24 protein-coding genes are annotated in these 25,014 nt (G+C 75.0%); 13 read left to right on the top strand and 11 right to left on the bottom strand.

Annotated features, from left to right (window positions below; genetic code table 11):
* Positions 1-17: 17 nt before the first annotated feature.
* Positions 18-908: a succinate--CoA ligase subunit alpha gene (gene sucD / locus CP974_RS18810; RefSeq protein WP_031128682.1), complete on the top strand. Its 891-nt coding sequence runs from the start codon at positions 18-20 to the stop codon at positions 906-908.
* A gap of 443 nt (positions 909-1,351) precedes the next feature.
* On the opposite strand, the gene CP974_RS18815 is transcribed toward sucD, so the two are convergent.
* Together CP974_RS18815 and CP974_RS18820 are read right to left on the bottom strand one after the other, a co-directional pair.
* Positions 1,352-3,661, bottom strand: coding sequence for an FtsX-like permease family protein (locus CP974_RS18815; protein WP_031128683.1), 2,310 nt, complete (start codon positions 3,659-3,661; stop codon positions 1,352-1,354).
* On the bottom strand, positions 3,658-4,368 hold the full coding sequence (locus CP974_RS18820) for an ABC transporter ATP-binding protein (protein ID WP_031128684.1): 711 nt from the start codon (positions 4,366-4,368) through the stop codon (positions 3,658-3,660). The genes CP974_RS18815 and CP974_RS18820 overlap by 4 nt, the downstream gene beginning before the upstream one ends.
* 159 nt (positions 4,369-4,527) lie before the next feature.
* Here CP974_RS18820 and CP974_RS18825 point away from each other — a divergent pair, with 159 nt between their 5' ends.
* The 3 genes from CP974_RS18825 to CP974_RS18835 all read left to right on the top strand — a co-directional run bounded on the left by CP974_RS18825 (position 4,528) and on the right by CP974_RS18835 (position 6,864).
* Entirely contained in the window at positions 4,528-5,346 is an 819-nt protein-coding gene (locus tag CP974_RS18825) for a sensor histidine kinase (RefSeq protein ID WP_223844523.1), read from the top strand.
* A complete protein-coding gene (locus tag CP974_RS18830; protein ID WP_031128687.1) occupies positions 5,343-6,062 on the top strand; it encodes a response regulator in 720 nt (239 codons plus the stop codon). Before CP974_RS18825 ends, CP974_RS18830 begins: the two co-directional genes overlap by 4 nt.
* A gap of 271 nt (positions 6,063-6,333) precedes the next feature.
* Positions 6,334-6,864, top strand: a complete 531-nt coding sequence (locus CP974_RS18835) for an NUDIX hydrolase (protein ID WP_031128689.1) — start codon at positions 6,334-6,336, stop codon at positions 6,862-6,864.
* A 265-nt stretch (positions 6,865-7,129) separates the two neighbouring features.
* Here CP974_RS18835 and CP974_RS18840 read toward each other — a convergent pair whose 3' ends face one another.
* Positions 7,130-8,032 (bottom strand): RNA polymerase sigma factor, encoded by a 903-nt coding sequence (locus tag CP974_RS18840; RefSeq protein ID WP_031128690.1) that lies wholly within the window; start codon positions 8,030-8,032, stop codon positions 7,130-7,132.
* 662 nt (positions 8,033-8,694) lie between these two features.
* Here CP974_RS18840 and CP974_RS18845 point away from each other — a divergent pair.
* Positions 8,695-10,662, top strand: a complete 1,968-nt coding sequence (locus CP974_RS18845; RefSeq protein ID WP_174887783.1) for a cell division protein PerM — start codon at positions 8,695-8,697, stop codon at positions 10,660-10,662.
* A gap of 153 nt (positions 10,663-10,815) precedes the next feature.
* Here the strand turns inward: CP974_RS18845 and CP974_RS18850 are convergent, their stop codons facing one another.
* The 4 genes from CP974_RS18850 to CP974_RS18865 all read right to left on the bottom strand — a co-directional run bounded on the left by CP974_RS18850 (position 10,816) and on the right by CP974_RS18865 (position 14,629).
* Positions 10,816-11,916 (bottom strand): hypothetical protein, encoded by a 1,101-nt coding sequence (locus CP974_RS18850; protein WP_031128694.1) that lies wholly within the window; start codon positions 11,914-11,916, stop codon positions 10,816-10,818.
* A 60-nt stretch (positions 11,917-11,976) separates the two neighbouring features.
* Complete coding sequence (locus CP974_RS18855) at positions 11,977-12,570, bottom strand: DUF4291 domain-containing protein (RefSeq protein ID WP_031128696.1); 594 nt, start codon at positions 12,568-12,570, stop codon at positions 11,977-11,979.
* Between the two features lie 82 nt (positions 12,571-12,652).
* Entirely contained in the window at positions 12,653-13,519 is an 867-nt protein-coding gene (locus CP974_RS18860; protein WP_078915337.1) for an MBL fold metallo-hydrolase, read from the bottom strand.
* A gap of 390 nt (positions 13,520-13,909) precedes the next feature.
* Positions 13,910-14,629 carry a hypothetical protein gene (locus tag CP974_RS18865; protein WP_031128699.1) on the bottom strand — a complete coding sequence of 240 codons (720 nt, stop codon included), beginning with the start codon at positions 14,627-14,629 and terminating at the stop codon, positions 13,910-13,912.
* A 338-nt stretch (positions 14,630-14,967) separates the two neighbouring features.
* Between CP974_RS18865 and purN the strand changes: the two genes are divergently transcribed.
* Positions 14,968-15,606, top strand: a complete 639-nt coding sequence (purN, locus tag CP974_RS18870) for a phosphoribosylglycinamide formyltransferase (RefSeq protein WP_031128701.1) — start codon at positions 14,968-14,970, stop codon at positions 15,604-15,606.
* On the top strand, positions 15,593-17,146 hold the full coding sequence (gene purH, locus CP974_RS18875; RefSeq protein ID WP_031128703.1) for a bifunctional phosphoribosylaminoimidazolecarboxamide formyltransferase/IMP cyclohydrolase: 1,554 nt from the start codon (positions 15,593-15,595) through the stop codon (positions 17,144-17,146). The genes purN and purH overlap by 14 nt, the downstream gene beginning before the upstream one ends.
* A 67-nt stretch (positions 17,147-17,213) precedes the next feature.
* On the opposite strand, the gene CP974_RS18880 is transcribed toward purH, so the two are convergent.
* From CP974_RS18880 to CP974_RS18890, 3 genes are read right to left on the bottom strand one after another with little or no spacing between them, the layout of a single operon-like run.
* Positions 17,214-17,564, bottom strand: a complete 351-nt coding sequence (locus CP974_RS18880) for a DUF397 domain-containing protein (protein ID WP_031128705.1) — start codon at positions 17,562-17,564, stop codon at positions 17,214-17,216.
* 25 nt (positions 17,565-17,589) lie between these two features.
* Positions 17,590-17,790, bottom strand: a complete 201-nt coding sequence (locus CP974_RS18885; RefSeq protein WP_031128707.1) for a DUF397 domain-containing protein — start codon at positions 17,788-17,790, stop codon at positions 17,590-17,592.
* Positions 17,696-18,610 (bottom strand): helix-turn-helix domain-containing protein, encoded by a 915-nt coding sequence (locus CP974_RS18890; protein WP_031128708.1) that lies wholly within the window; start codon positions 18,608-18,610, stop codon positions 17,696-17,698. Before CP974_RS18890 ends, CP974_RS18885 begins: the two co-directional genes overlap by 95 nt.
* A 117-nt stretch (positions 18,611-18,727) precedes the next feature.
* Between CP974_RS18890 and CP974_RS18895 the strand changes: the two genes are divergently transcribed.
* Both CP974_RS18895 and CP974_RS18900 read left to right on the top strand, forming a co-directional pair.
* Positions 18,728-18,988, top strand: coding sequence for a hypothetical protein (locus tag CP974_RS18895; RefSeq protein ID WP_078915338.1), 261 nt, complete (start codon positions 18,728-18,730; stop codon positions 18,986-18,988).
* A complete protein-coding gene (locus tag CP974_RS18900) occupies positions 18,973-19,203 on the top strand; it encodes a hypothetical protein (RefSeq protein WP_031128711.1) in 231 nt (76 codons plus the stop codon). The genes CP974_RS18895 and CP974_RS18900 overlap by 16 nt, the downstream gene beginning before the upstream one ends.
* Before the next feature lie 69 nt (positions 19,204-19,272).
* On the opposite strand, the gene CP974_RS18905 is transcribed toward CP974_RS18900, so the two are convergent.
* The gene (locus tag CP974_RS18905) at positions 19,273-19,827 is read right to left on the bottom strand and encodes a hypothetical protein (RefSeq protein WP_031128712.1); all 555 of its coding nucleotides are present in this window, start codon (positions 19,825-19,827) and stop codon (positions 19,273-19,275) included.
* 243 nt (positions 19,828-20,070) lie between these two features.
* Here CP974_RS18905 and CP974_RS18910 point away from each other — a divergent pair, with 243 nt between their 5' ends.
* The 4 genes from CP974_RS18910 to CP974_RS18925 all read left to right on the top strand — a co-directional run bounded on the left by CP974_RS18910 (position 20,071) and on the right by CP974_RS18925 (position 24,700).
* Complete coding sequence (locus CP974_RS18910) at positions 20,071-20,925, top strand: bifunctional methylenetetrahydrofolate dehydrogenase/methenyltetrahydrofolate cyclohydrolase (protein WP_031128713.1); 855 nt, start codon at positions 20,071-20,073, stop codon at positions 20,923-20,925.
* 795 nt (positions 20,926-21,720) lie between these two features.
* Complete coding sequence (locus tag CP974_RS30715; protein WP_231717386.1) at positions 21,721-22,005, top strand: DUF3017 domain-containing protein; 285 nt, start codon at positions 21,721-21,723, stop codon at positions 22,003-22,005.
* A gap of 363 nt (positions 22,006-22,368) precedes the next feature.
* Entirely contained in the window at positions 22,369-23,514 is a 1,146-nt protein-coding gene (locus CP974_RS30720) for a helix-turn-helix domain-containing protein (protein WP_031128715.1), read from the top strand.
* 196 nt (positions 23,515-23,710) lie between these two features.
* A complete protein-coding gene (locus CP974_RS18925) occupies positions 23,711-24,700 on the top strand; it encodes a malate dehydrogenase (protein ID WP_031128716.1) in 990 nt (329 codons plus the stop codon).
* The last annotated feature ends 314 nt before the right edge of the window (positions 24,701-25,014 follow it).

Consider the following 25,014-nt stretch of genomic DNA (forward strand, 5'->3'; position numbering starts at 1 on the left):
GAGGTCACAGACACACCATGGCTATCTTCCTCACCAAGGACAGCAAGGTCATCGTCCAGGGCATGACCGGCGCCACGGGCATGAAGCACACCAAGCTCATGCTCGGTGACGGCACCAACATCGTCGGCGGCGTGAACCCGCGCAAGGCCGGCACGACCGTCGACTTCGACGGCACCGAGGTCCCGGTCTTCGGCTCGGTCGCCGAGGCGATGGAGAAGACGGGCGCCGACGTCTCCGTCCTCTTCGTGCCGCCGGCCTTCGCGAAGGCCGCCGTCGTCGAGGCCATCGACGCGGAGATCCCCCTCGCGGTCGTCATCACCGAGGGCATCGCCGTCCACGACTCCGCCGCCTTCTGGGCGTACGCGAAGGCCAAGGGCAACAAGACCCGCATCATCGGCCCCAACTGCCCCGGCCTCATCACGCCGGGCCAGTCGAACGCGGGCATCATCCCCGGCGACATCACCAAGCCGGGCAAGATCGGTCTCGTGTCGAAGTCCGGCACGCTGACCTACCAGATGATGTACGAGCTGCGCGACCTCGGCTTCTCGTCGTGCGTCGGCATCGGTGGCGACCCGGTCATCGGCACCACCCACATCGACGCCCTGGAGGCCTTCGAGGCCGACCCGGAGACCGAGCTGATCGTCATGATCGGTGAGATCGGCGGCGACGCGGAGGAGCGCGCGGCCGACTTCATCAAGGCGAACGTGACGAAGCCGGTCGTCGGCTACGTCGCCGGCTTCACCGCGCCCGAGGGCAAGACCATGGGCCACGCCGGCGCCATCGTGTCCGGCTCGTCCGGCACCGCGCAGGCGAAGAAGGAGGCCCTGGAGGCCGCCGGCGTCAAGGTCGGCAAGACGCCGACCGAGACCGCCAAGCTCGCCCGCGAGATCCTGAACGCCCAGGGCTGACGCGCCGCCCGCGCAGGACGCCCGTCGGCGGACGGCCCGCACTGAGGGGCCGGGGCTGACGGCTGAGGACTGACGGCTGAGGGCTGACGGCCAGGGCCTGACGGCCAGGGCCTGACGGCCAGGGCCTGACGGCTGAGGGTTTACGCCCGCCTGATGCCCGTGCCTCCGCGCAGGGCGCCCCGCGGTACGCCACCGAAGCGGCCCGCCTCCCCGTACGTCACCGTGCGGGAGGCGGGCCGCTTCGCGTTCGAGGCGGCCACGACGTCCGGGTGGTCCGGCGCGCCAGGCCGTCCGGCGAGAGAGGGCGTAGGGCAGGGGAGGCGTGTGCTCCGCCTGGGGGGCGGCCGGGATCATGCGGCGCATGGTCCGTAGAGCCGGCCGGCCGTCGGCTGACGCCGTCGGCCGCCTTGGACCGGTTCCAGAGGCCGGTGCCGACGGGTGATCTACTCGGTGTGCAGCACCGAGGCGATGGTCATCCGGGCCGCCGACCGGGCCGGGACCAGAGCGCCGAGGACTGCGATCACCACACCCGCCAAGAGCATCGCGGCCAGCTGCGGCGCGTGCCACACGTCCTTCATGTGCGCGGGGAAGTCGACCACCCCGACATGGTCCACGACGAGGCGGTGCGCCACGATCCCGAGCGGGATGCCGAGCATCCCGCCGACCGCGCCCAGCCCGGCGACCGAGGTCACCGTCATCACCACCACCTGCCGGGGGGTCATCCCGATCGACTTGAGCATGCCCAGGTCCCGGCGCCGCTCACGGGTGTTCAGGAGAACGGTGTTGAAGACACCGAGCGACGCGACGAGCGTCAGCAGCACCGTGAACACCGTCGAGAAGGTGATGACGGTGGCGGTGCCGGCGTTGCCGGAGTCCGTCACCGACGCGTGCAGGCCCGGGTCGAGCGCCGCGACCGCCTCGGCGTAGGCGCGCGTGTCGGCGCCGGGGGCGAGCCGCACCGTGTACTCGATGGCGTGGGCGTCCGGTGCGAGCCGGGCGAGGGTCTCCCCGGTGGCCTCCAGGGCCCGGGCGTTGCCCTCGATGAGCTGACCCACGACGGTCGCGGTGATCTTCCTGCCGTTCAGCTCCAGCGTGACCCGGTCACCGAGCTTCGGCCCGCGCTGGGTCAGGAACGCCGGGCCGGCCACGATCTCGCCCGCTGCGGACGGCGCCCGGCCCTTGACGATGGTGTGCTCGTACAAGGAGTTGTCGCCGCGGTAGAAGTCGGCGAAGACGGGCTGGGTCTGCCCGGTCATGTTCACCTGGGACAGCGCGCGGGCCCGTACCCCCTCCGCACCCGGCAGGGACCGCAGCCGTGCCTCGATCTGCGCGTCACTGAGCCGGGGCGGGGTCCGGTCGTTGCCCGACCCCCCGGTCGTCACGTGGATCCTGGCGCCTCCGTCCTCCCGCCCGACCTCGCCGTACGCCACCATCGTGCTGGTCAGTCCGGTCGACAGGGCCACCGTGGTGACCCCGAGGACTATGGCCGCCATGGTCAGCAGGGTGCGGCAGGGGCGGGCGAACGGCTGGCCGAGGCCCAGACTGACCGGGCGCGGCAGCCGGGTGGCGCCGAGCATCCGCTGGACGCGCAGCCCGCGCCCGGTTCGCGGCGCGTTGCCCGCGCTGATCGCCCGTGCGGCGGGCAGCCGGTGGGCGCGCAGCGCGGGGACCAGCGCCGCCAGCAGGACGAGGGCAGGCATGCCCACGAGACAGACCACGGACACCCACGGGCTGATGCCGCCGACCGAAGCCCGGCCCACGTCGATGCCGGTGAACGCGACCTTCAGGATCGGCCCGGCCAGCACGTTGCCGGCCAGGGTGCCCAGCACGCAGCCCACCACCGCCGGTACGGAAAGCATCGTCAGGTAGACGGCGACGACCTGGTTCGGGGTGAAGCCCAGGGCCTTGAGCACCCCGATGTGCCGGTACCCGGAGACGACCGCCCCGCTGACCACGTTGCCGACGATCAGGGTGGAGACGAGCACGCCGAGGATGCCGAAGAGCGTCATGAACGGGAGGTAGGAGTCGGCCAGCGCGGAGAAGGCCTGCTTGAGGGTGAGGTAGGTCTGTGCGCCGGTCAGCGAATCCTCGGGCAGCCCCGTGGTGGCCCGCGCCAGCGAGGCGCTCAGCCGGGCCTCCGTCGAGGAGTCCGTGAAGCGGTACAGCATCTGGGCGGAGGTCGGGTGCAATGCGGCCATCTGCTCGGGCGAGACCCAGGCGCTCGCCGACTTGCTCATGCTGGTGGCGAACCCGACGACGGTCAGCGTCGCTCCGCCGGGGGTCTCCAGCCTGGTGCCGAGGAGCGCGGTGCCGGGGGAGCCCTGGGCGGACCAGTTGACGACGATCTCGCCGGGTGCGGTGGCCCAGTGGCCCTCGAGGAGCTCGATCCGGTCCACGGGGCCCGCCGGATCGGCCCGGCCCACCACCGTGAGGGTGCCGCCCGCCATCCAGAGCCAGTCCTCGGGGATGTCGACGACGGCCTGCCCGAACGGCCCGGCCGCGGCCTCCACCCCGGGCTGCCGGGCGGTCCGCGCCAACTGCTCCCGCGAGACCTTCGTGGTGTCGAAGGCCGCCACCGTATGAGCACCGCGCTGTTCGGCGTAGGCCCTGTCGAAGGGGCCCGAGGCGGCGCTCAGCAGCGCCAGCGCGAGCAGGACGGTCGTGGTGGAGCAGAGCACGACGAGCCCGATCACGAAGGTCTGGAGCCGGCGGCGCTGCACGGCCGCGCGCGAGGCTCTCCATACGGCGCTCACGCGGTCGCCTCCAGCGTGCTCTCGCGGGCGACCCGGCCGTCGGCGACTTCGATCAGCCGGCTGGCGCAGCGGGTGGCCAGCTGCGGGTCGTGGGTGACGATCAACAGGGTCTGGCCGATCTGGTTGAGGTCGATCAGCAGATCCATCACCTGCTCGCCCGACCGGCTGTCGAGGGCGCCGGTCGGCTCGTCGGCGAGCAGCAGGGCCGGGCGGTTCATCAACGCCCGTGCGACGGCGACGCGTTGGCGCTCTCCACCGCTCAGCGTCGCCGGATGGTTGTTCCGGCGCTCGGCGACACCGAGTTCGTCCAGGAGCTCCAGGGCACGGCGGCGCGCCTGCCGGGTCGAGGTGCCGGTCAGCTGCGCGGCCAGCGCGACGTTGTCCAGGACGGGCAGATCGTCGATGAGGTTGAAGAACTGGAAGATCATGCCGACGTTCCGCCGCCGGAACAGCGCCAAGCCGGTCTCGTTCAGTTTCCCGAGGTCATGACCATGCACCTCGACTGTTCCCGAGGTCGGCCGGTCCAGGCCTGCCACCATGTTGAGCAAGGTGGACTTGCCGCAGCCGGAGGGGCCCATGACGGCGACCGCGTCGCCCGCCCTGATCTCCAGCGACAGGCCGTCCAGGGCCTTCGCGTCGCCGTACTCCTTGTGCACGCCGTCCAACCGCACCACCACGTGCCGGGCGTTGTCGTGATCAGTCGTCATGGCTCGAACCTAGGAGGGAGTCCGCGGACAGGGCGTCACCCCCCTGGTGTATCCGTCCGGGCAGGTCATCCTGGGGATGTACGGAGCTGCATCCGGGCGCCGATGTGCGGCACGTCGTGCGGCTGCGAAGATGATCCGGTGTGGGGATCCGGGACGATCTTGCTGGTCATCGCCCTGGCGGCGGCAGTTGGCGCCGCCGGGTGTCTGGGCGTGGCGGTGGTCCGGGCGCGGCGGCTGCACCGGGCGGCCATCGAGGAGCGCGGCTGGCTGCTGGAGCGGGAACGCGAGAGCGCCGCGCGGATCGCGGTGGACGCCGAGCGGGCCAGGATCGCCACCGAGCTCCACGACATCGTCAGTCACAACGTGAGCCTCATGGTGGTCCAGGCCGGGGCCGCCCGCGAGGTGCTGGCCACGATGCCGGACGACGCCGCGGCGGCGATGAGCGCCGTCGAGACCGCCGGGCGGAACACGATGACCGAGCTGCGGCACCTGCTCGGCCTGCTCGCACCCGCGCAGAACGGCGACGACGAGCCCTACGGCATGGACCTGTCACCGCAGCCGAGCTTGAGCCGACTCGGTCCGCTGATCGACCGGATCGCCTTCGCCGGCCTGCCCGTGGAGATGCGCATCTCGGGTGAGCCGCGTCCGCTGCCGACGGGGATCGATGTCACCGCTTACCGGATCATCCAGGAGGCCCTGACCAATGCCCTCAAACACGGGGACGGAGCGAAAGCCGAGGTGACGGTGCGGTACGCGGACCACTACCTGCGCGTCGAGGTGCTGAACAGCGGACCGAGCGTCCTGTCGGGCGGCCGGCCCGCGGGGAGAGAGCCGGTCCCGGGCCGGGCAGACGGAACGGGACGCGGGTTGCTCGGCCTGCGGGAGCGGGTCGCCGTCTACGGCGGCGACCTGGACGCCCGCCGCCGCCTCGGCGGCGGCTACCGCGTCCGCGCCCGGATCCCGCTGGACCGGCCATGACGACACACACCGAACCCGCCCCTCGCGTCGTGATCGCCGACGACCAGGAGCTGGTCCGCACCGGCTTCCGCCTGATCCTGACCGCCCGCGGCATCGACGTGGTGGGCGAAGCCGGCGACGGAGCCGAGGCTGTGGCCGCCGTGCGGAGGCTGCGGCCCGACGTCGTACTGATGGACATCCGGATGCCCGCCATGGACGGTCTGGAAGCCGCCCGCCGCATACTCGCGCAGGACCCGGACTGCCGGGTGATCATGCTGACCACCTTCGACCTCGACCACTACGTCTACGCCGCCCTCGCCGCCGGAGCCAGCGGATTCCTGCTCAAGGACGTCACCCCCGCCCATCTGGCCGCCGCCGTACGGCTGGTCGACACCGGGGACGCCCTGCTCGCACCCTCGATCACCCGCCGCCTGGTGGAGCGCTTCGCCCCCGGCGCCCCCGGGACCGGTCCGGGCCCCGCCACCCCGGCCGTCCACCGAGACCTGGCCGCACTGACGCCACGCGAGCGGGAGGTGCTGACGCTCGTCGGGCGGGGTCTTTCCAACTCCGAACTGGCGCAGCGACTGACGCTCAGTGAGGCGACGGTGAAGACCCACGTGGCCCGGATCTTCGCCAAGCTGACCCTGCGCGGCCGGGCCCAGGCCGTCGTCCTCGCCTACGAGACGGGACTCGTCTCACCGGGCGAGTCCGCGGACACCGCCAACCCCCGCCGATAGCCGGCGATCCGGAGATCGAGCATGATCAGCCGGAGCGACAGTCCGGTGCCGCCCCGCCGGACGGGCGGCCGCGCCGGACGGCGGCACCCCGGAGACGTACGGGCGGCCCCGCCGGACGGCGGCGGACGGAGACGTACGGGCGCGTACGGCCGCAAGTACGTCCGGCCGCACGTACGTCCGGCATCACGTACGTCCGGCATCACGGACATCCGGCACCACGTACATCCGGCATCCGGAAGGGAGCCTCATGACCTCCACGCCCCGCGGGGACATGCGCTGGATCGTCCACGGCGAACGCGCCCTGCACGACACCCCCTGGGTGCGGCTCCGCTCGCTCGACGTGGAGCAGCCGGACGGCGCGCGCACCGACTACCACGTCGTGCGGCTGCGCGACCTCGCGGTCACGGCGGCCGTGGACGAGCGGCGGCGGGTCCTGATGATGTGGCGCCACCGCTTCGTCACGGACACCTGGGCCTGGGAGCTCCCCATGGGCCTGGTGGAGGACGGCGAGAGCCCGGCGCGGGCCGCCGCCAGGGAGCTGGAGGAGGAGACGGGCTGGCGCCCCGGCCCGCTGCGGGAGCTGGTGTACGCCCAGCCCGCGGCCGGGATCACCGACTCCCAGCACTTCGTGTTCCGCGCGGACGGGGCCCGGCGCGTGGGCGAGCCCACGGAGCGCAACGAGTCCGACCGACTGGAGTGGATCGACCTGGCCGACCTCCCCGGCATGATCGCCCGGCGGGAGATCGTCAGCAGCGCGACCCTGGTGGGCGTCATGGCCCTGCTGCTGGACCCGCGTCCCTGAGCGGGGCCTGTACGGGCCCGAAGACGCCGGTCCGGCCGGCCCCCCGCCCCCCGTGCGCGGTACGTACGGACGGGGGGAGCCGGTACGCGTGCGGCCGGTCGAGCGGCACCGTTACGCCGGGAGAGCGGTACCCGCCGGTGAGCGGCACGCGCACCGGGGGGCGGAGGCCCGGTCGGGCCGCCGGACCGAGCCCGGTCGGTCCCAGGGGTACGGGCCCGCCACGTGGGCGGCGCGGGGCGCCCCCGCACCGGACGGGCCCGGCGGGTCACTGGGGGAGGGGCACCAGGCGGGCCGGGCCGGTCACCGGCTGCTCGTCCAGCCGGGCGCGCAGCACCGGGTCCGGCGGGGCGAGCCGCTCGGGGCCGCTCAGGACGGGGACGCCCGCCACCGCCTGGCCGGGCGCCAGGGGCGGCTCGTACCGGGTCGGCGCCGTGGCCAGCGTGAACGCGGTCGCCGCCGCGATGAGCGCCGACAGCGCGACCGTACCGCGCGTCCACAGCCACACCCGGCGCTCCCCGCCCGCCCGCACCGCCCTCGGTGTGCCCAGCACGGTCGCCGCGCCCAGCTCCAGCAGCTCCGCGAGCCCTTCCCGCAGCACGTCCGGGTCGGCCAGGGCCGGGACCCGCTCGGCGACCGCCCGCCGCGCGTGCAGCAGCCGGCGGGCGGCGGCCGGACTGCTGGCCTCCGTCTCGGCGGCCACCTCCGGCAGACCGGCGCCCAGGCCGTCGTAGAGGAGCAGGGTCCGGCGGTACGGGGGAGGCAGCTCCAGCAGGGCGTCCCGCAGGGCCCGCGCCCCGGCGGGCCCGGCGGGCGGGTCGGGCTGCCGGAGCGAGCGGCGCCAGCGGTGCCAGGGGGAGAGGGCGTAGTCGTGGGCGACCGCCCGCACCCAGCCGGCCGGGTCGCGGTCGACGGCCACCTCCGGCCAGCGGTCCCACGCCTGGTGGAACGCGTACTCGACGGCCTCCCGCGCCAGCCGCCGCCGCCCGCACAGGACGTACGCCTGCCGTACGAGCCCGGGGGCGGCGAACGCGTACAGCGCGTCGAACGCCTCGAGCGGGGTCGCGGGCACGCCCGCCGCCGGCACCGGGTGGGCCTCCGCCGCGTCGGGCGGCGGGTCCAGCGTCGCCGCCGTCCCGTTCGCCTCGCCGCCGATCGTGCCCTGCGTCATCGCCTGCCTCCGCGCACACCGTCCGTAGCGGATAGGTACATAAACGTATATTGAGCGACACAGCGGGCATCCGCCTGTTACACGATGACAGCGCGTGTCGTTGGCAGCATGCTCGCGTGACCGACTCCGTGTCCGATTCCGCCGCCGAATCCGCCGCCGAGACCGCCGATCCCGCTGGTTTCGCCGCCGAGACCGCTGCGACCGCCGAGACCGCCAGAACCGCCGATACCGTGGCCGATCCCCCCGCCGGGGCCCTTGGCCCGAACGGCCTCCGAGCCGTCCCCGCCGCGCCGGGAGACGCTGACGACGGGACCGGGACCGGGACCGGGACCGGGACCTGGGCCGGGACCTGGGCCGATGCCGGGGCCGGGGCCGGGGCCACGAGGGCACCCGGTCCGGCGGGCGCGGCCCCGGCGGGTACGCCCGAGGCCGTCGCCGGTGCGCCCGAGGCGGGTGCGCCCGAGGCGGGTGAACCCTTCCCCGCCACGTCGTCCGCCGGTCCTGCCGGGCTGCCTGGTGGGCCGGACGGGTCTGACGGCGCCGCCGAACCGGACGGGCCCGGTGGTCCGGGCGATGCCGGTGAGGCCGACGGGGGTCCGCCGGACAGCGCGGCGGGCGGGGGCGTCGTGCCGGTGGGGCCGGTCGACGCGGGCGGGGGCGGCATGGCCGCCGGTCGGGGCGGGCCCGGCCGGGTGACGGTCGTCGAGGCGCCGCCCGTCGTGTACGGCGTCCGGCCCGCCGCCGCGGCCGCGGTGGCCCTGTCCCGGGGGGCCGTCGCGGCGGGGCTGGGCCTGGGCGCGTTCACCGTGCTGGTCATCGCCGCGTGGATCAGCGCCCCGTACCCGGACAGCGGCCCGTCCGGTGCGCTGCACGTGGCGGCGGGACTGTGGCTGCTGGCCCACGGGGCGGAGCTGGTACGCCCGGAGACCCTGTCCGGCGGTCCGCCCGCCCCCGTCGGCGTGGTGCCGCTGCTGCTGGCCGCCGTGCCGGTGTGGCTCGCGTACCGGGCCGCGCGCGACGCGCTCGAACCGGTGGACACGCGGCCGAGGCCCGCGCCCGCGGGGGCGGTGTGCGCGGTGTCGGCCGGGTACCTGGTGGTCGCCGGGGCCGCCGCGCTCTACGCGCTCGGCGGGCCCCTGGAGGCGCGCCCGCTGAGCGTGGCCGGGCACGTCCCGGCGGTCGTGGTGCTGGCGGCGGCGGCCGGGGCGTGGAGCGCGTACGGGCGTCCGCTCGGGCCGTTGCCGCAGTGGCTGCCCGGCTGGGCGCGGCGGGCCCCGGCGCGCTCGCGGACCGTGGCGGCCGTGCGGGCGGCGGGCGGGGCGCTGGCGGCGCTGCTGGCCGGGGGCGGCCTGCTGGCGCTGGCGTCGCTCGCGTGGCACTGGGAGGCCGCGTACGCGTCGCTGGAGGGGCTGTCGGGCGGCTGGGCCGAGCGGGTGGCGGTGCTGCTGCTGGCCCTGGCGCTGCTGCCGAACGCGGCGGTGTGGGGTGCGGCGTACGGGCTGGGGCCGGGCTTCGCGCTCGGGACCGGCGCGGTCGTGACCCCGCTGGGCGTGGCGGGGGCCCCGGCCGTGCCGGACTTCCCGCTGCTGGCCGCCGTGCCGGGCGGGGCGCGGGGCGAGTGGGTGACCTGGGCGGCGGCGGCCGTGCCGCTGGTGGCGGGCGTGGTGGCCGGGTGGCGGACGGCGGAGGAGGCCGCGCCGCCGCTGGCCCGCCGTGCCGAGACCTGGAGCGCTGGCCGTACGGCGGGGTCGGCGGCCCTGGCGGCGCTGCTGTGCGGGGCGGCGACGGCGGGGCTCGCGGCGGCGGCGTCGGGGCCGCTGGGGGTGGGGCGGCTCGTGGCGTTCGGGCCGGTGTGGTGGCAGGCGGGCGGGGCGGCGCTCGCGTGGACGGCGGTGGTGGGCGTCCCGGTGGCACTGGTACTGCGGCTGTGGCGCAGCCGGGGCGGTGAGGGCGCCGGTGGCGAGGGCCCCGGTGGGGCACCCGGCGGTGAGCGCCCCGGCGACGGTGTGCGGGCCGGCCGGTACGGGGGCGCGCGCCGGGGCGGGGACCCCCGTCCGGGGGAGGGCGCCCGGGGGGCCGCGCCGGGTGGACCGGCACCGAGGGGGCGGGGCCGCCACCGGAAGCCCTCCACGGCCGCCCCCCGGCCACCGCACCCGGCCGACGCCCGCCGGGCCCCGTACCCCTCCGGCCCCGACCGCGCCCCGCAGCCCGCCGAGCCCTGGCAGGGGGCCGCGCACACGACGGCCGCCGCGCCGGGGACGGGGAAGCCGGACCGGGCGACCGAACTCGACCGGGGTACCGAACCGGACCGGGGTATCGAACCGGGCCGGGGTACCGAACCGGACCGGGGCGCGGCACCGGGCCGGGGCGCGGCACCGGGCCGCCGGTGGGCCGTCCGCCGCTGGTTCCGCCGCCGGACGCCCCCGCCGGAGCCGACGGCCCCGGAGGCCGCCCGCCCCGACACCCCGTACGACGTGGAACAGGACCCGCTCCCCTTCGCCGCCCCGCCCCCCGTCGGCGCCCCGCCTCCTGCCGCCGCCGCGCCTCCCGTCGGCACCCCGCCACCGACCGGGCCCGCGCCGGCCGAGTCCCGCCCGGCCCGCCCGGCGCCGGGAGCGGCCCCGGACTGATCGGTGCCGTCGGCGGACGCCGACGCCGCGCGACCCCGCCGCAGGAACCGCGTCCCCCGGTGTCCGCCCGGGGAGGTCCGGGCAACGGCGGCACCTCGCTCCGGGGCACCGTCCCCCGCCCCGGAAGACCGGTGCGCCGGAACGCTCACGGCCTCACTGGAAGCTGAGCCGGTGGGGGTGCGCGGGGTCGCCGGGGCAGGTGTGGACGCGCAGGTGACCGCGGCCGAGGTAGACGCCGACGGGATCGATCACGCGCGGGTCGTCGGCGGAGGCGCGGTCCTCCAGCGGAAGCCAGCTTCGCGAGGCGCCGTCGCACTCCCACGTGGCGACCGTGAGCAGGGGCGGCATCGGGGTCCCGCACCGGAGGCAGTCGACCGGTGCGGGGTCCGTCAGGTGCCAGGAGGCGAAGCCGCCGACCTTCCAGCCCGGCGCGATGGACAGGTCGCTCATGTAGTCGACCTCGTCCGGCTCCTGGGCGCGGGCGGCGGCCATGGCCGCCTCGTACTCCTCGTACGTGGCGTAGCCGACCGTCTCGGCGGAGTCGTACGCGTCCTCGGTGTGCTCCTGGGCGTCCTCGGCGTCGAGGAGGCCCTCCTCCCACTCGGTGATCTCCTCCTGGAGTTCGTCGTCCAGCAGCCCGAGGTACTCGTGCTCGACGACCTGCTCCGGGTGGACGACGCACGGGGTGGGAACGCACTCGGCACGGCCCGCGACCGGCGGTTCGGGCTGCGGTTCGAGCACGGGGCCGACATCGGCGGCCCGGCGCCACTTCAGGACCACGTCGATCGTGCGGTCCGGACCGTGGACCTCGAACGGGCACCAGAACACCTGAAGCAGGTCACAGCCCTCGGGCCCGGCGTCGGCGAGGTCCGGGACGTCCCGCTTGTACAACTGGGCGACGGCCAGCAGCGGCAGCGGGTCCTCGTCCCGCAGTTCCGGTGCGTGGTCGGCGACGGTCATGCCGGCGAGCAGCCGCTGCTCCTCCTCGGTGAGATCGCGTCCCCGCGCCGCCTCGTGGACGCTCCGCCGGAGGTGCACGTCGGAGAGGAGGTGGCCCGTGCCCTTGGGATGGACGGCGGTGCACTCGGGCCACGGCTCGCCGGCCGGCCACAGCAGGGGCCCCGCGACCGAGCTCTCCTCCGCCTTCGGCGCACCGTGCCGCGGGTGCAGGCGCGTCGCCGTTCGCCGGTGGGCGGCGAGCGCGGGGAAGACCGCCTCGACGTCGACGGGGCGCGGGGGCGTGGTGCGGGTCATGCGGTCCTCCAGTGCTTCTCGGCTCGGCGCCGAACCCGTCGAGTCTGCACTGGCGGCGGCTCAGCGGTGCAGGTGGGCCAGGGCTCCTTCGGGCACCGGGTAGGGCCGCTCCGCCGGGAGGAGGCGCCGTGCGGCGGCCAGGTCCCCGTTCCGCACGTGGTCGTGCACCGTGTGCGCGAGTGCGGTGACGTCGGTGACGGAGACCGTCCACTCGTCCGCGTAGCGGTGTGCGGCTTCCCCCGCGAGGCCGAGTTGCAGCGAGCGGTGCGGGAGCGGTCGCAGCCGCAGGTCGCGTTCCGGGTCCCACTGGACCCTGGCCGGAGACCGCTTCAACCGGCGCTTCCAGGTCGCGCGGTCGGGATGCAGCCCGTGCTCGTAGTGGGACAGGCAGGCGTGCGCCAGCGCCCACTCGAAGCCTTCCCGGGTGATCTCGACGGCGAGGACGGTCTCCTGGCCCTCCTTGGAGCCCCATCCGCAGCGGTACATCATCCAGAGGAACGACGGCTTGATCCAGGTCATCCGGTCGCGCCGCCAGACCGCGGGGAAGCGGCCGTCCCGTGCCGCGGGGAGGCCGATCTCCGGCCTGTACGCCTGGTAGACGGTGACCGTGGAGGCCGTGTGCAGGGCGCGGATTCGGTACTTGGGTTCGTCCACGGTGACCAGCGTGGCGGCCCCGCCCGACGCACGCGACCGAATTGCGGTTCGGTGCCGTTCTCCCGTCGGCGCACACGTGGGGTCAGGTCGGCAGGCGGAGGACGTGTGACAGGCCGGCCCGGTGGAAGGCCGCTGCCACGTCGGCCGGGCCCTCCGTGAAGTGGGACCAGCTGTCCGTATGGGCCGCGACCACCCGTCGGGCGCCCAGTACGCGGGCGGCCTCCACGGCCAGGGCGCTGTCCAGGGTGATGAGCGCCCCGTCCCAGAAGACGGAGCGGGCCGCCCCCAGGAACAGCACCGCCGTGTCCACCGGGCCGAACCGCGCGGCCACCTCGCGCACCGCGTCCAGCGACGCGTTGTCGCCGCTCACGTACAGCGCGGGCAGGTCCTCGGCCGTCAGGACGAAGCCGACCACCTCGCCCAGGACGGCCTCGGCCCCCTCGGGGCCGTGCAGCGCGGGCGTGGCCGTCACCGTGAGGGTGCCGCCGTCCGGGCGCGGCAGGTCGACGGAGTCCCACGGCGCCAGGCCGCGCGCGGCGCCGCCGAGGCGGGTGGCGCCGCCGGGGGTGGTCAGGACGAGCGGCACCCCGGCCAGGAACGCGCGGCCCGAGTGGTCCAGGTTGTCCGGGTGCTCGTCGTGGGAGAGCAGCACCGCGTCGATCCGCCCCAGGTCGGCCGGGACCGTCCGGGGCGGCGCCGTCTTGGTCAGGACCGCCCTGCCCATGACCGGGTACTCGCCCGGGGGGTCGAACGTCGGGTCGGTGAGGAGCCGCAGGCCGCCGTACTCGACGAGCGTCGTGGGGCCGCCGAGGACGGTCACCGGTATCCGCTCGGCGGGGAGCGAACGCTGGGACGGTAGGGAGGCGGCGGGGACGGGGGTGCCGGTGGGGATGGGGGTGCCGGTGGGGACGGAGGTGCCGGTGGGGGCGGGGGTGTCGCTGGTCGCCATGGGGAACCTCACGGGCTTCGGGATGGCTGTCCGTGAGTACCGTTCCCGTGCCCCCGCGGTGGGGAACGGCCGCGGCCGCGCGAGGCGCGAAAGCGCTCGTGGCTGCCGGAATCCGCCGTATCCGCCGGCCCCCGTCGCACCCCGCCGGCCCCCGTCGCACCCCGCCGGCCCCGTCGTGTCCCGCGGCCCCCGTCGTGTCCCTCTGGCCCCGGCCGTCCGCCCGCTCCCCGCCGTCCCGTCCTGCGTGTACGGGGTGCGCGGCGCGCGCCGGGCGCGCGCGTGGGCCGCCGTCGGCGTCCCGTGCGCCGCCAGGGCGGCCGTACGAGCACCGGCTCGGCCCGTCGGCGCCGGGCTACGCGACGCGCGGCCGGCTCCGCCCCGGCCGGGCCGTCAGACCTTGACGCCGATGAGGTCGCGCAGCGGGCTCGGCAGCTCCTGGTTGCAGGCGACCTGGCCGTCCTTCGTCAGGGCGTCGTCCACGCAGGTGTAGAAGTCCCGGTACGCGAGCTGGAAGGCGAACACCGTCGCCACGATGACCAGCGCCAGCGAGCCCGTGATCAGGCCGCTCACCGCCGCCGTCGTCTGGGACTTCACCGCCGGCTGGGCCGCCTCGCCCCGGTCCCGGTTCCGCTCGCGCAGCGAGCTGACGCCCCAGTACAGGGCGAGCGCGCCCAGCAGCAGGCCCAGCTCGGGGAAGTCGAAGACCGCGAAGAAGAAGCCCCACATGCCCGCCAGCAGCGCGTACCGGGCGCGCCGCTGCGTCGGGTCCGTCGGGTCCCACCGCAGCTGCGGGCCCTCCTGCTGCGGGCGGTTCTGGTTCTGGTTCTGGTTCTGGCGGGAGGGGGCGCCGCCGAAGCCGTCCGAGGAGCGGCCCGGCTGGCGCGGGCTCCACCGGCCGCCCCAGCGCCCGTCGCCCCCCTCGCCCCGGCCGCCACCCTCACCGGAGCCGGAAGTACCGGACGAGCCGCCGGACCCGGACGAGCCGCCCGTGTCGCCGGAGCCCTCGTCGCCCGCCGGGCGGCGCGGCTGCCAGGGCTGCTCCGGCGCGCCCTCCGGCGGCGGCGCGAACGGGTTGCTGTCGTCGGTGGGCTGGGGGCCTCGGTCGGGCATGTGGTGAACGTCTTCCCCTGGTCGTCGTGATCCGTCCGTCCCCCACCCGTCCGCGAGGCGACGCGGCACGGCGCGGCGCGGACGTCCGGCGCGCGTCGCGCGCCGCGTGGCATCAGGTGCCGCGGGGAACGGTTCCTCACCAGACGCTACCGCCCGGCCCGGCCCCCGTCCCGTGGGGGAGGTGCGGTGTGCCGGTATCGTTGCTGACGGCCGGCGCGTTCGTAGAGTTCCCCGTATCGGAGCACACGACGCGTTCGTACGTCCATACAAGCGGGCACCGCGTCCGCCTCCACAGCACTACCCGCACGTCGAACCGCCCACGCGAAAAGAGTCCCCCCGTGGCCCCCGCCGCCCCCGCCGCCACCCGTGTCGTCGTCCTGGTCTCCGGCTCCGGCACGAACCTCCAGGCCCTCCTCGACGCCATCGCCGCCGACCCCGAGGGGTACGGCTCGCGGGTCCGCGTCGTCGCCGTCGGCGCCGACCGCACCGGCATCGCGGGCCTGGAGCGGGCCGAGCGCGCCGGGCTCCCGACGTTCGTGTGCCGGGTGAAGGACCACGCGTCGCGCGAGGAGTGGGACCGCGCGCTCACCGAGGCCACCGCCGCGTACGAGCCTGACCTCGTCGTCTCGGCCGGCTTCATGAAGATCGTCGGGAAGGACTTCCTGGCGCGCTTCGGCGGGCGCACGATCAACACCCACCCCGCCCTGCTGCCCAGTTTCCCCGGTGCCCACGGAGTGCGGGACGCGCTCGCGTACGGCGCGAAGGTCACCGGATGCACCGTCCACTTCGTCGACGACGGGGTCGACACCGGCCCGATCATCGCCCAGGGCGTGGTCGAGGTGCGGGACACGGACGACGAAGCCGCTCTCCACGAGCGCATCAAGGAAGTCGAGCGCACGCTGCTCGTCGAGGTCGTGGGGCGTCTCGCCCGGCACGGCTACCGCATTGAGGGACGAAAGGTTCATGTCGGTGAATAAGCCCATCCGTCGCGCGTTGATCAGTGTCTACGACAAGACGGGGCTGGAGGAGCTGGCCCGCGGCCTGCGCGACGCGGGCGTCGAGCTGGTCTCCACGGGCTCCACGGCCGCGAGGATCGCCGCCGCCGGTGTCCCGGTCACCAAGGTCGAGGAGCTGACCGGCTTCCCCGAGTGCCTGGACGGCCGCGTCAAGACCCTGCACCCGCGCGTCCACGCCGGCATCCTCGCCGACCTGCGCCTCGACGCGCACCGCGAGCAGCTCGCCGAGCTGGGCGTGGAGCCGTTCGACCTGGTCGTCGTGAACCTCTACCCGTTCGAGGCGACCGTCGCGTCCGGCGCCGCCCCCGACGAGTGCGTCGAGCAGATCGACATCGGCGGCCCCTCCATGGTTCGCGCCGCCGCCAAGAACCACCCGTCCGTGGCCGTCGTGACCTCCCCCGCCCGGTACGGCGACGTCCTCGCCGCCGTCGCGGCGGGCGGCTTCGACCTGGCCGCCCGCAAGCGGCTCGCCGCCGAGGCGTTCCAGCACACCGCCGCGTACGACGTGGCCGTCGCCTCCTGGTTCGCGTCCTCGTACGCCCCGGCCGACGAGTCGGCGTTCCCCGACTTCACGGGCGCCACCTACGCCCGCCGCAGCGTCCTGCGCTACGGCGAGAACCCGCACCAGGGCGCCGCCCTCTACGTCGACGGCGAGGGCGGCCTCGCCGAGGCCGAGCAGCTGCACGGCAAGGAGATGTCCTACAACAACTACACGGACACCGACGCCGCCCGCCGCGCCGCCTACGACCACGACGAGCCGTGCGTCGCGATCATCAAGCACGCCAACCCGTGCGGCATCGCGATCGGCGCGGACGTCGCCGAGGCCCACCGCAAGGCCCACGCCTGCGACCCGCTCTCCGCGTTCGGCGGCGTCATCGCCGTGAACCGCCCGGTGTCCGTCGCCATGGCCGAGCAGGTCGCGGAGATCTTCACCGAGGTCATCGTCGCCCCCGACTACGAGGACGGCGCGGTCGAGGTCCTGGCCCGCAAGAAGAACATCCGCGTGCTGCGCTGCCCCGGCGCCCCGTCCGCGCCGGTCGAGGTCAAGCCCATCGACGGCGGCGCGCTGCTCCAGGTCACCGACCGCCTCCAGGCCGACGGCGACGACCCGGCGAACTGGACCCTCGCCACCGGCGAGGCCCTGTCCGAGGCCGAGCTGGCCGAGCTGGCCTTCGCCTGGCGCGCCTGCCGGGCCGTCAAGTCGAACGCGATCCTCCTCGCCAAGGACGGCGCCAGCGTCGGCGTCGGCATGGGCCAGGTCAACCGCGTGGACTCCGCCAAGCTGGCCGTCGAGCGCGCCGGCGAGGAGCGGGCGCGCGGCTCGTACGCCGCGTCGGACGCCTTCTTCCCGTTCCCGGACGGGCTGGAGATCCTGACGGCCGCGGGCGTCAAGGCGGTCGTCCAGCCGGGCGGCTCCGTCCGCGACGAGCAGGTCGTGGAGGCCGCGCGGAAGGCGGGCGTGACCATGTACTTCACGGGCACGCGCCACTTCTTCCACTGAGGCCGCAGTACGCCGCAGGGGCCGCCCGACGTCGGGCGGCCCCTGCGGCGTACGGGGACGTGTGCCGCTACCCGAGCGCCCCGAGGAACGCCGCCCAGGCCCGCCCGGTCACGACGATGCCGGGCCGCGCGGGGTCCTTGCTGTCGCGCACGGGGACGAGACCGGGCAGGCCGGCCCCGACCTCCACGCAGTCGCCGCCGCCCTGATTGCTGTAGCTGGACTTGCGCCACTGCACGAAGGCGCCCCACGTCTGGTCGCCGACGACGAGGGCGGGGCGGTGCGGATGCTTGCTGTCGCGTACGGGGACGACGCCGGTGAAGCCGTCGGCGACCTCGACGCAGTCGCCGCCCGCTTGGTTGCTGTGGCTGGACTTGCGCCAGGTGGCCGAACCGAGGTCAGGTCGGGAGAGACGGGCCATGGACGTTACCTCCCTGGGAGTGCGGCTACTTGAGCGAGCCGACGAACGCGCTCCAGGCACGGTCGGAGACGACCAGGCCGGGGCGGGTGGTGTCCTTGCTGTCGCGTACGGGCACGACGCCGGTGAAGCCGTCAGCGACCTCGACGCAGTCCCCGCCCTGCGTGTTGCTGTAGCTGGACCTGCGCCAGGCGGCGACGCTGAGATCGGGTAGGGAGACGTGGGTCACGGTAGCTCTCCTCCATCACGTTACGGATCAGGCGGGCCGACGCCTGCGGCGACAGTGCCTGAGCCAGCAAATGATCGAATGCTAGGGCGTAGTTGTGGACTCGCCCAGAGGATTCGACCAGCTCTCCGGAGTGTGAGTTCTCCAGATAGGCGACACTTGGTCTGTCGAGGAACGACAGCACGGTGAGCGAGCCGCCCAGGACCGGATGCGCACCACGGTCGTAGGGCAGCACTTGCAGCGTAACGTTGGCCAACCCCGCTGATACAGACAGCAGATGGCCAAGCTGCTCCCGCATCACGTCAGGGCCGCCGATGGGTCGCAACAGCACCGCTTCGTCGAGGATCGTCCATAGAACCGGTGGGTCGTCGCGGTACAGCAGGGTCCGTCTACTCAGGCGAGCTCTGAGCATGCTCTCCAGGCGGCTCATGGACGGCACGGCGACCGTCAGCAGCTCCCTTGCATAGGCGGGCGTCTGCAAGAGGCCCGGCACGGTGTGAGCCATGTACTTCTGGATCTTGCACGCCTGCTTCTCCAGCAGCATGTACTTCCGCGCCCAGTCCGGGATCGGGGTACGGACCACGTGGAGCCACAGGTCCACCAGGTCGCCGTCGGCGGCCAGCAGGCGGTCCAGGGCCTCCGCGACCTGCTGGGTCGGGGTCTCCGTGCCCAGCTCGAAGCGCGCGATCATGCTGTGGGCGATCGGGATCATCCCGCCCAGCTGTCGCTGCGTCAGTCCGGCGCTCATGCGTAACTTTCGCAACTTCGCACCGAACAGCGCCGAAAGGGACTCGCTCGGGTCGAGTGGTTTGGCTGTGGGCATGGTTGTTCCCCGGTTTCCGCTCACCGCGTCGAAAGTCGTGACCCCTGGTGAACGTACCGCTACCCGCCGATGCTGGGAGTGCGGAACAGCGAACCGGACCGGAAAGGGGTAACGCACGTGGGAATCGCCGAACGCAAGGCGTCGGGGGAGCGGATCAGGGAGGCGGAGGAGGCGCGGGACGCCTTGCGTGCCGCGCTTTCCGGGGTGGGCGTCACACTGCCCTCGCTGGGGCTGGACTGCGTCTCGCTCGCCGCCGACCCGCCGTACCCGCTTGTGGAGTTGGGGCGGTGCGCGCCCCGGACCGCGCTGCGGCTGGCGGAGGCGCTGACGGGCGCGGCCGGTGCGTCGGGCGGTGCGGCCGGATGCGGGGCGCGGTGATGCCGCTCGTCGTGCGGACCCTGGAGGTGACGGGAGATCAGGTGCGGGTCGGTGACGTGATCGCGGTGGGCGGGCTGCCGCACACGGTCAGCGACGTGCGGCAGGTGCGGCCCGACCGGCGGCGGCTGGAGTTCGAGGACGGCAACGCGTACGTCCTCGGGGGCAGGCGCGCCATCCAGGTGGTGCGGACCTCGCCGTACGCGGTGGACGTCTGAGGGCGCGTACGGCGAAGGCCGTGGCCCGCGCGGCGGGCGCGGGTCACGGCCTTCGTGCGGACCGGTGGGTCAGTGGCGCGGGCGCTTGAACCACGCCGCCGTGTCGCCCTTGGCGGCGAACACGATGAGCAGGATCGCGAAGACCATCGTGCCGATGCCGATCGGCATCTGGAACAGACCGCCGACGATGGCGAAGGACGCCCAGACGATCGCGCAGGTGCGGACCGCGCTGCCGCCGCTCGCCCACTTCAGGGCGATGACCAGGCCCAGTGCGGCGAAGACCAGCGCGAAGACGGCGAAGACGACGACGATGCCCTTGCCGATGTCCGACGCCAGCTCGGCCTCGGTGCCGGTGGCACCGGTCTGGTTGACGGCGTCCTCGACGGCGCCCATCTGCGTGAACGCGTAGATGGCGAAGAAGAGCTGGAGGGCGATGATCACCCACACGAAGATGCGGCCGGCCTTGGCGCCGCTCGGCATCTCCATCGGGGGCGCGGCGTAGCCGGCGGGCTCACCGTACGCCGGGGCCTGCGGGTAGCCGTAGCCCGGCTGGGCCGGCTGCTGGCCGTAGCCCGGCTGCGCGGGCTGCTGGCCGTAGGGGTTGTTCGGGTCGCCGAAACTCATGGCGGATTTCCTCCGAGGGGTGTGCGGGGACGCGCGGCCCGCGCGGAGGAACTGTGTGTGCACTCATGTACGCGCCGCCTTTGTCCCCCCGGCACTGCCCGCGGCATTGCGCCGTCATCGTGGTATTACCGTCTGCTTTTTGTCCAGTCGGAATCGGCGAACGTTGTGCACATGCAACCTCTCCGGCCGGGCTCCGGCACCCGTAATTGGAAGAGGACGGGGGTCATCCGCGAGTATGGGCACATGAGCGCCCAGATTCTCGACGGCAAGGCCACGGCCGCAGCGATCAAGTCCGATCTGACCGTCCGCGTGGCGGACCTGAAGGCCAGGGGCATCACGCCGGGGCTCGGAACGCTGCTGGTCGGCGAAGACGTCGGCAGCCAGAAGTACGTGGCCGGCAAGCACCGCGACTGCGCCCAGGTGGGCATCGCCTCGATCCAGCGGGAGCTGCCCGCGACGGCGACGCAGGAGGACATCGAGGCGGTGGTCCGCGAGCTGAACGAGGACCCCGCGTGCACCGGCTACATCGTGCAGCTCCCGCTGCCGAAGGGCGTGGACACCAACCGGGTGCTGGAGCTGATGGACCCGGCGAAGGACGCCGACGGCCTGCACCCGATGAACCTGGGGCGACTGGTGCTGGGTGAGCCCGCCCCGCTGCCGTGCACGCCCGCTGGCATCGTGACGCTGCTGCGGCGCCACGGCGTGGAGATCGCCGGTGCGCACGTGGTGGTCGTGGGGCGCGGGGTGACCATCGGCCGGCCGATGCCGCTGCTGCTGACGCGGCGCTCCGAGAACGCGACGGTGACGCAGTGCCACACCGGTACGCGGGACCTCTCCGCCCATCTGCGGCGGGCCGACATCGTGGTCGCCGCCGCGGGCGTACCGCACCTGATCAAGCCCGAGGACATCAAGCCGGGCGCCGCCGTGCTCGACGTGGGCGTCAGCCGCGACGAGAGCGGCAAGATCATGGGCGATGTGCACCCGGGCGTGCGCGAGGTCGCCGGCTGGGTCGCCCCCAACCCGGGCGGCGTCGGCCCGATGACCCGCGCCCAGCTCCTGGTGAACGTCGTCGAGGCCGCCGAGCGCGCGGCGCTCTGAGCATCCGGAAGGCCCAACCCCATGCCGAACGACGGAACCGCCCCGGCCGGCTCCGCCCAGCCGGGCGCGCCATCCGCCGAGGACGCGGCGTCCGCTGAAGGTGCGGCGTCCTCCGAGGGCGCTGCGCCCGCCGGAGGCGCCTCGTCCGATACGGCCGCCCTGTCCGCCGAGGGCGCCCCGTCCGCGGGGGGTGCCCCGCCTGCGGAGGGGGCCCCGTCCGCCACGGGTGCCTCGTCCGCCACGCGTGCCTCGTCCTCCGGGGGTGCCCCGTCTTCCGGGGGTGCCCCGTCCGTCGCGGCCCCGGTCGCAACGGACGACGCGGTCGGACCGGAGCGTCAGGACGGCCCGGCGGCCTCCCCGGCGCCCGCGGCCCCCTCGGGACCGGAGGGCGGGACCGACCCCGCCGGGGCGGACCCCGCCGGAGCCGTCGTCGCCGGTGCCGTGACCGTGTCCCGGCGGCCGGGCGGGAAGCCGCCCGAGGGCGAGCGGGCCAGGGCGTCCAGCGGGGGTGGCGGTCCCGCATCCGCATCCGCATCGTCCGCGCCCGGCGGGCCGGACCGGGAAGCCGCAGGGGCTGCGGGAGCCGGGGGAGCCGAGGGAGCCGGGAAGTCCGCCGGGTCCGAGAGGTCCGACGGGCCCGACGGGCCCGACGGGTCCGACGGGTCCGGCGGGTCCGACGGGGGAGCCTCGCGGCGGCCGCCCGCCGTCACCGAGGGCATCGTCCGGCCCGAGGGCGGCGGCCGGGCCGCCCCCGGCGACGCCCCCGCGCCCGCCCGCCAGTGGCCGCTGCTCACCGTGCTCGGGCTCACCCTGCTCGGACTGGTGGTCATCGGGATCGACCCGTTCCCGCACGCCCCCCGCATCGGCGCGCTCCTCGTGGGCGTCGCGCTGCTGACGGGCGCCGGGATACGGCGCGCCCTGCCGTCCGTCGGGATGCTCGCCGTACGGTCCCGGTTCACCGACATGATCACGTACGGGGTGCTGGGCGGCGGCATCGTGCTCTTCGCCCTGATGACGCAGCCGCACCCGTGGCTGGAGATCCCGTTCCTGAAGGAAGTCGTCCGCTTCACCGTCCGCTGACGGGCCGCCCCGCCGCGCGGTGACGGGCCGCGCGGTGACGGGTCCGTCGCCGTGCCGTGTCCGGCCGGGCGTGCCGAGCCGGGCGGTGGTGTCCGGGCGGGGCGTCTGGACGGCGGCGCCCGTCCCCTCCCCCGAGTACAGGACGGGCCCCGCACGCATCAACAGCGTCATGCCCGCGCCAAGATGGATCAAGGTCTGTCCTGCTCCTGTGGCACGGAAGTGACCATTCCGGAACGGTGTGCGCACCGGGCCACAACTGGGAAACCACCCGCCGGAACTGCCATCCTGGGCGCGCGCGTCCGCGGGTGCGGCGCGCCGGGCGTCCGGGTGGTCCGGGCGGCCGGGGACGAGATGGGGGGAGCGATGCCTCGCTGGAAGGCGCTGCCGGAGGAGCTGGACCCGCGGATAAGGGAGTTCACCGGCACGCTGCGCAGGCTGGCCGACCGCGGCGGGCTGGACGCCGCCGCGCTCGCGGACCGCACCGGGTACAGCGGGTCCGCCTGGGAGCGCTACCTGGACGGGGAGCTTACCGCCCCGAGGGAGGCCGTCCTCGCCCTGGCCGAGGCGACCGGCACGGACCCGGTGCACCTGCTGACCCTGTGGGAGCTGGCCGAACGCGCCTGGCGCCGCGCCGAGAAGCGCCGCGGCCCCACCCCGGCGGGCGGCGCCCGCCCCGCGGGAGCCCGCCCCGCCTTCCCGACGGTGGTCCCCGGTCCGGTGGTCCCCGGTCCGGTGGCCCCGTGGCCGGTGGTGCCCGGCCCAGCGGCGGCCCCTCGCGCGGAGGCCCGCCCCGGCCGCCCCGGAGCGGCGTACGGCACCCCCGGTACCCCCGGCAGCCAGGCGTACGGCACCTCCGCCCACCGCCCCGGCGCCCCCGTCCCCGGCGCCCGGCGGCCCGGGGCCGTGCCCGCGCCCGGCCCCGCACGCGGACGCGCCGGACAGGGCGGGCACGGCGGACAGGGCGGGCAGGACGGGCACGGCGGGTACGGCCGTACCGTGCTCATGTTCTTCGCCGGCGCCGTCGGCACCCTCCTCGTGTTCGGCGCGGCCGTGCTGCTGTACGGGATCGGCGGCGACGGCGCGTCCGGGGCGGCCGGCGGGTCCGCGTCCGCCGGCGCCAAGCCCGCCGCGCCGCCCGCCGGCAACCGCGCCGCGCCCAGTCTCCCCGTCGGCGTCGGCTGCTACCGGGGCGCCTGCGACGGACAGGACCCGCACACCATGGGCTGCGGCGGCGCGTACGCCTCCACGGTCGCGTCCACCATCGTCGGCGGCGCCCTCGTGGAGGTCCGCCACAGCACCGTCTGCGAGGCGTCCTGGGCCCGCGTCAGCCGCGCGGCCCCCGGCGACACCGTCGAGGTCACCGCCGCCGGGGCGACCGCCGCCCGCGCCGCCCGGGCCGACGCCGACGGCGACGCGTACACCCCGATGGTCGTCGTCCCGGCGGGTACCGGCGCGACCGCGTGCGCCACGCTGCGGGGCGGCGCGACCGGCTGCACGGACGCCCCGTGACCGCGGGGCCGCCACCCGTCCGGGTGAGCTGGACCACAAGGGGGCGAGGGTTCAAGGGGGGCGGGGTCGGATAGCCTGACCGCTGGATATCTCCACGTCGAGAGAGTGCGCGGCGACCCCGGGCACCGGCGGCGCGGAGGACGTCCGCCACCCGGGGCAGGGACCCCCACCGCCAGTCGTCTTACGGAGATCGCACATGACCCGCACTCCCGTGAATGTCACCGTCACCGGCGCGGCCGGCCAGATCGGCTACGCGCTGCTGTTCCGCATCGCCTCCGGTCACCTGCTCGGCGCCGACGTGCCGGTCAAGCTGCGCCTCCTGGAGATCCCGCAGGGCCTGAAGGCCGCCGAGGGCACCGCCATGGAGCTCGACGACTGCGCCTTCCCGCTGCTGCGCGGCATCGACATCACCGACGACCCGAACGTCGCCTTCGACGGCGCGAACGTCGCCCTCCTCGTCGGCGCCCGCCCCCGCACCAAGGGCATGGAGCGCGGTGACCTCCTGGAGGCCAACGGCGGCATCTTCAAGCCGCAGGGCAAGGCCATCAACGACCACGCCGCGGACGACATCAAGGTCCTCGTCGTCGGCAACCCGGCCAACACCAACGCCCTCATCGCCCAGGCCGCCGCGCCGGACGTCCCGGCCGAGCGCTTCACCGCGATGACCCGCCTCGACCACAACCGCGCGATCTCGCAGCTCGCCGCCAAGACCGGCGCCGCCGTCTCCGACATCAAGCGGCTGACGATCTGGGGCAACCACTCCGCGACGCAGTACCCGGACATCTTCCACGCCACCATCGGCGGGAAGAACGCGGCCGAGGTCGTCAACGACGAGAAGTGGCTGGCCGACGAGTTCATCCCGACCGTCGCCAAGCGCGGCGCGGCCATCATCGAGGCCCGCGGCGCGTCCTCCGCCGCCTCCGCCGCCAACGCCGCCATCGACCACGTCCACACCTGGGTCAACGGCACCGCCGAGGGCGACTGGACCTCCATGGGCATCCCGTCCGACGGCTCGTACGGCGTGCCGGAGGGCCTCATCTCCTCCTTCCCCGTCACCTGCGAGAACGGCACGTACAAGATCGTCCAGGGCCTGGACGTCAACGAGTTCTCCCGCGCCCGCATCGACGCGTCGGTGCAGGAGCTGGCGGAGGAGCGCGACGCGGTGCGCGGCCTCGGCCTCATCTGACCCGCTGACCGGCCCCACACGGGCCGGACCGCGTCACGGGACCGGCCCTCCGTACGGGGCCGGACCCCGCGTCCGTACCGGGGCCACGCGCCCGTACGGATCCGCCCGCAGCACCGGAACGCCCCCGGACGGCCACGCGCCACCGGGGGCGTTCCGCCGTCTCCGGCCGGTGCGTCCGGTGCGTCCGGTGCGTCCGGTGCGTCCGGCCCGGCCCGGCCCGCCGGGCCGGGTCTCGCACCGCTGGGCCGACCTGTTCCGGCTCCGCCCGGCCCGGCTCCCTCCGGCTCCGCCCGGCCGCGGTCCCGGCCCGCCGG

It is taken from the genome of Streptomyces fradiae ATCC 10745 = DSM 40063, from assembly GCF_008704425.1.
Classification (GTDB): domain Bacteria; phylum Actinomycetota; class Actinomycetes; order Streptomycetales; family Streptomycetaceae; genus Streptomyces; species Streptomyces fradiae.

Excerpts from the sequence above, each read along its gene's own strand:
- sucD (WP_031128682.1), top strand. The coding sequence starts at position 18 with ATGGCTATCTTCCTCACCAAGGACAGCAAGGTCATCGTCCAGGGCATG.
- CP974_RS18820 (WP_031128684.1), bottom strand. The coding sequence starts at position 4,368 with ATGACGACTGATCACGACAACGCCCGGCACGTGGTGGTGCGGTTGGAC.
- CP974_RS18830 (WP_031128687.1), top strand. The coding sequence starts at position 5,343 with ATGACGACACACACCGAACCCGCCCCTCGCGTCGTGATCGCCGACGAC.
- CP974_RS18835 (WP_031128689.1), top strand. The coding sequence starts at position 6,334 with ATGCGCTGGATCGTCCACGGCGAACGCGCCCTGCACGACACCCCCTGG.
- CP974_RS18840 (WP_031128690.1), bottom strand. The coding sequence starts at position 8,032 with ATGACGCAGGGCACGATCGGCGGCGAGGCGAACGGGACGGCGGCGACG.
- CP974_RS18845 (WP_174887783.1), top strand. The coding sequence starts at position 8,695 with ATGGCCGCCGGTCGGGGCGGGCCCGGCCGGGTGACGGTCGTCGAGGCG.
- CP974_RS18850 (WP_031128694.1), bottom strand. The coding sequence starts at position 11,916 with ATGACCCGCACCACGCCCCCGCGCCCCGTCGACGTCGAGGCGGTCTTC.
- CP974_RS18860 (WP_078915337.1), bottom strand. The coding sequence starts at position 13,519 with ATGGCGACCAGCGACACCCCCGCCCCCACCGGCACCTCCGTCCCCACC.
- CP974_RS18865 (WP_031128699.1), bottom strand. The coding sequence starts at position 14,629 with ATGCCCGACCGAGGCCCCCAGCCCACCGACGACAGCAACCCGTTCGCG.
- purH (WP_031128703.1), top strand. The coding sequence starts at position 15,593 with ATGTCGGTGAATAAGCCCATCCGTCGCGCGTTGATCAGTGTCTACGAC.
- CP974_RS18880 (WP_031128705.1), bottom strand. The coding sequence starts at position 17,564 with ATGGCCCGTCTCTCCCGACCTGACCTCGGTTCGGCCACCTGGCGCAAG.
- CP974_RS18890 (WP_031128708.1), bottom strand. The coding sequence starts at position 18,610 with ATGCCCACAGCCAAACCACTCGACCCGAGCGAGTCCCTTTCGGCGCTG.
- CP974_RS18900 (WP_031128711.1), top strand. The coding sequence starts at position 18,973 with ATGCGGGGCGCGGTGATGCCGCTCGTCGTGCGGACCCTGGAGGTGACG.
- CP974_RS18905 (WP_031128712.1), bottom strand. The coding sequence starts at position 19,827 with ATGAGTTTCGGCGACCCGAACAACCCCTACGGCCAGCAGCCCGCGCAG.
- CP974_RS18910 (WP_031128713.1), top strand. The coding sequence starts at position 20,071 with ATGAGCGCCCAGATTCTCGACGGCAAGGCCACGGCCGCAGCGATCAAG.
- CP974_RS30720 (WP_031128715.1), top strand. The coding sequence starts at position 22,369 with ATGCCTCGCTGGAAGGCGCTGCCGGAGGAGCTGGACCCGCGGATAAGG.
- CP974_RS18925 (WP_031128716.1), top strand. The coding sequence starts at position 23,711 with ATGACCCGCACTCCCGTGAATGTCACCGTCACCGGCGCGGCCGGCCAG.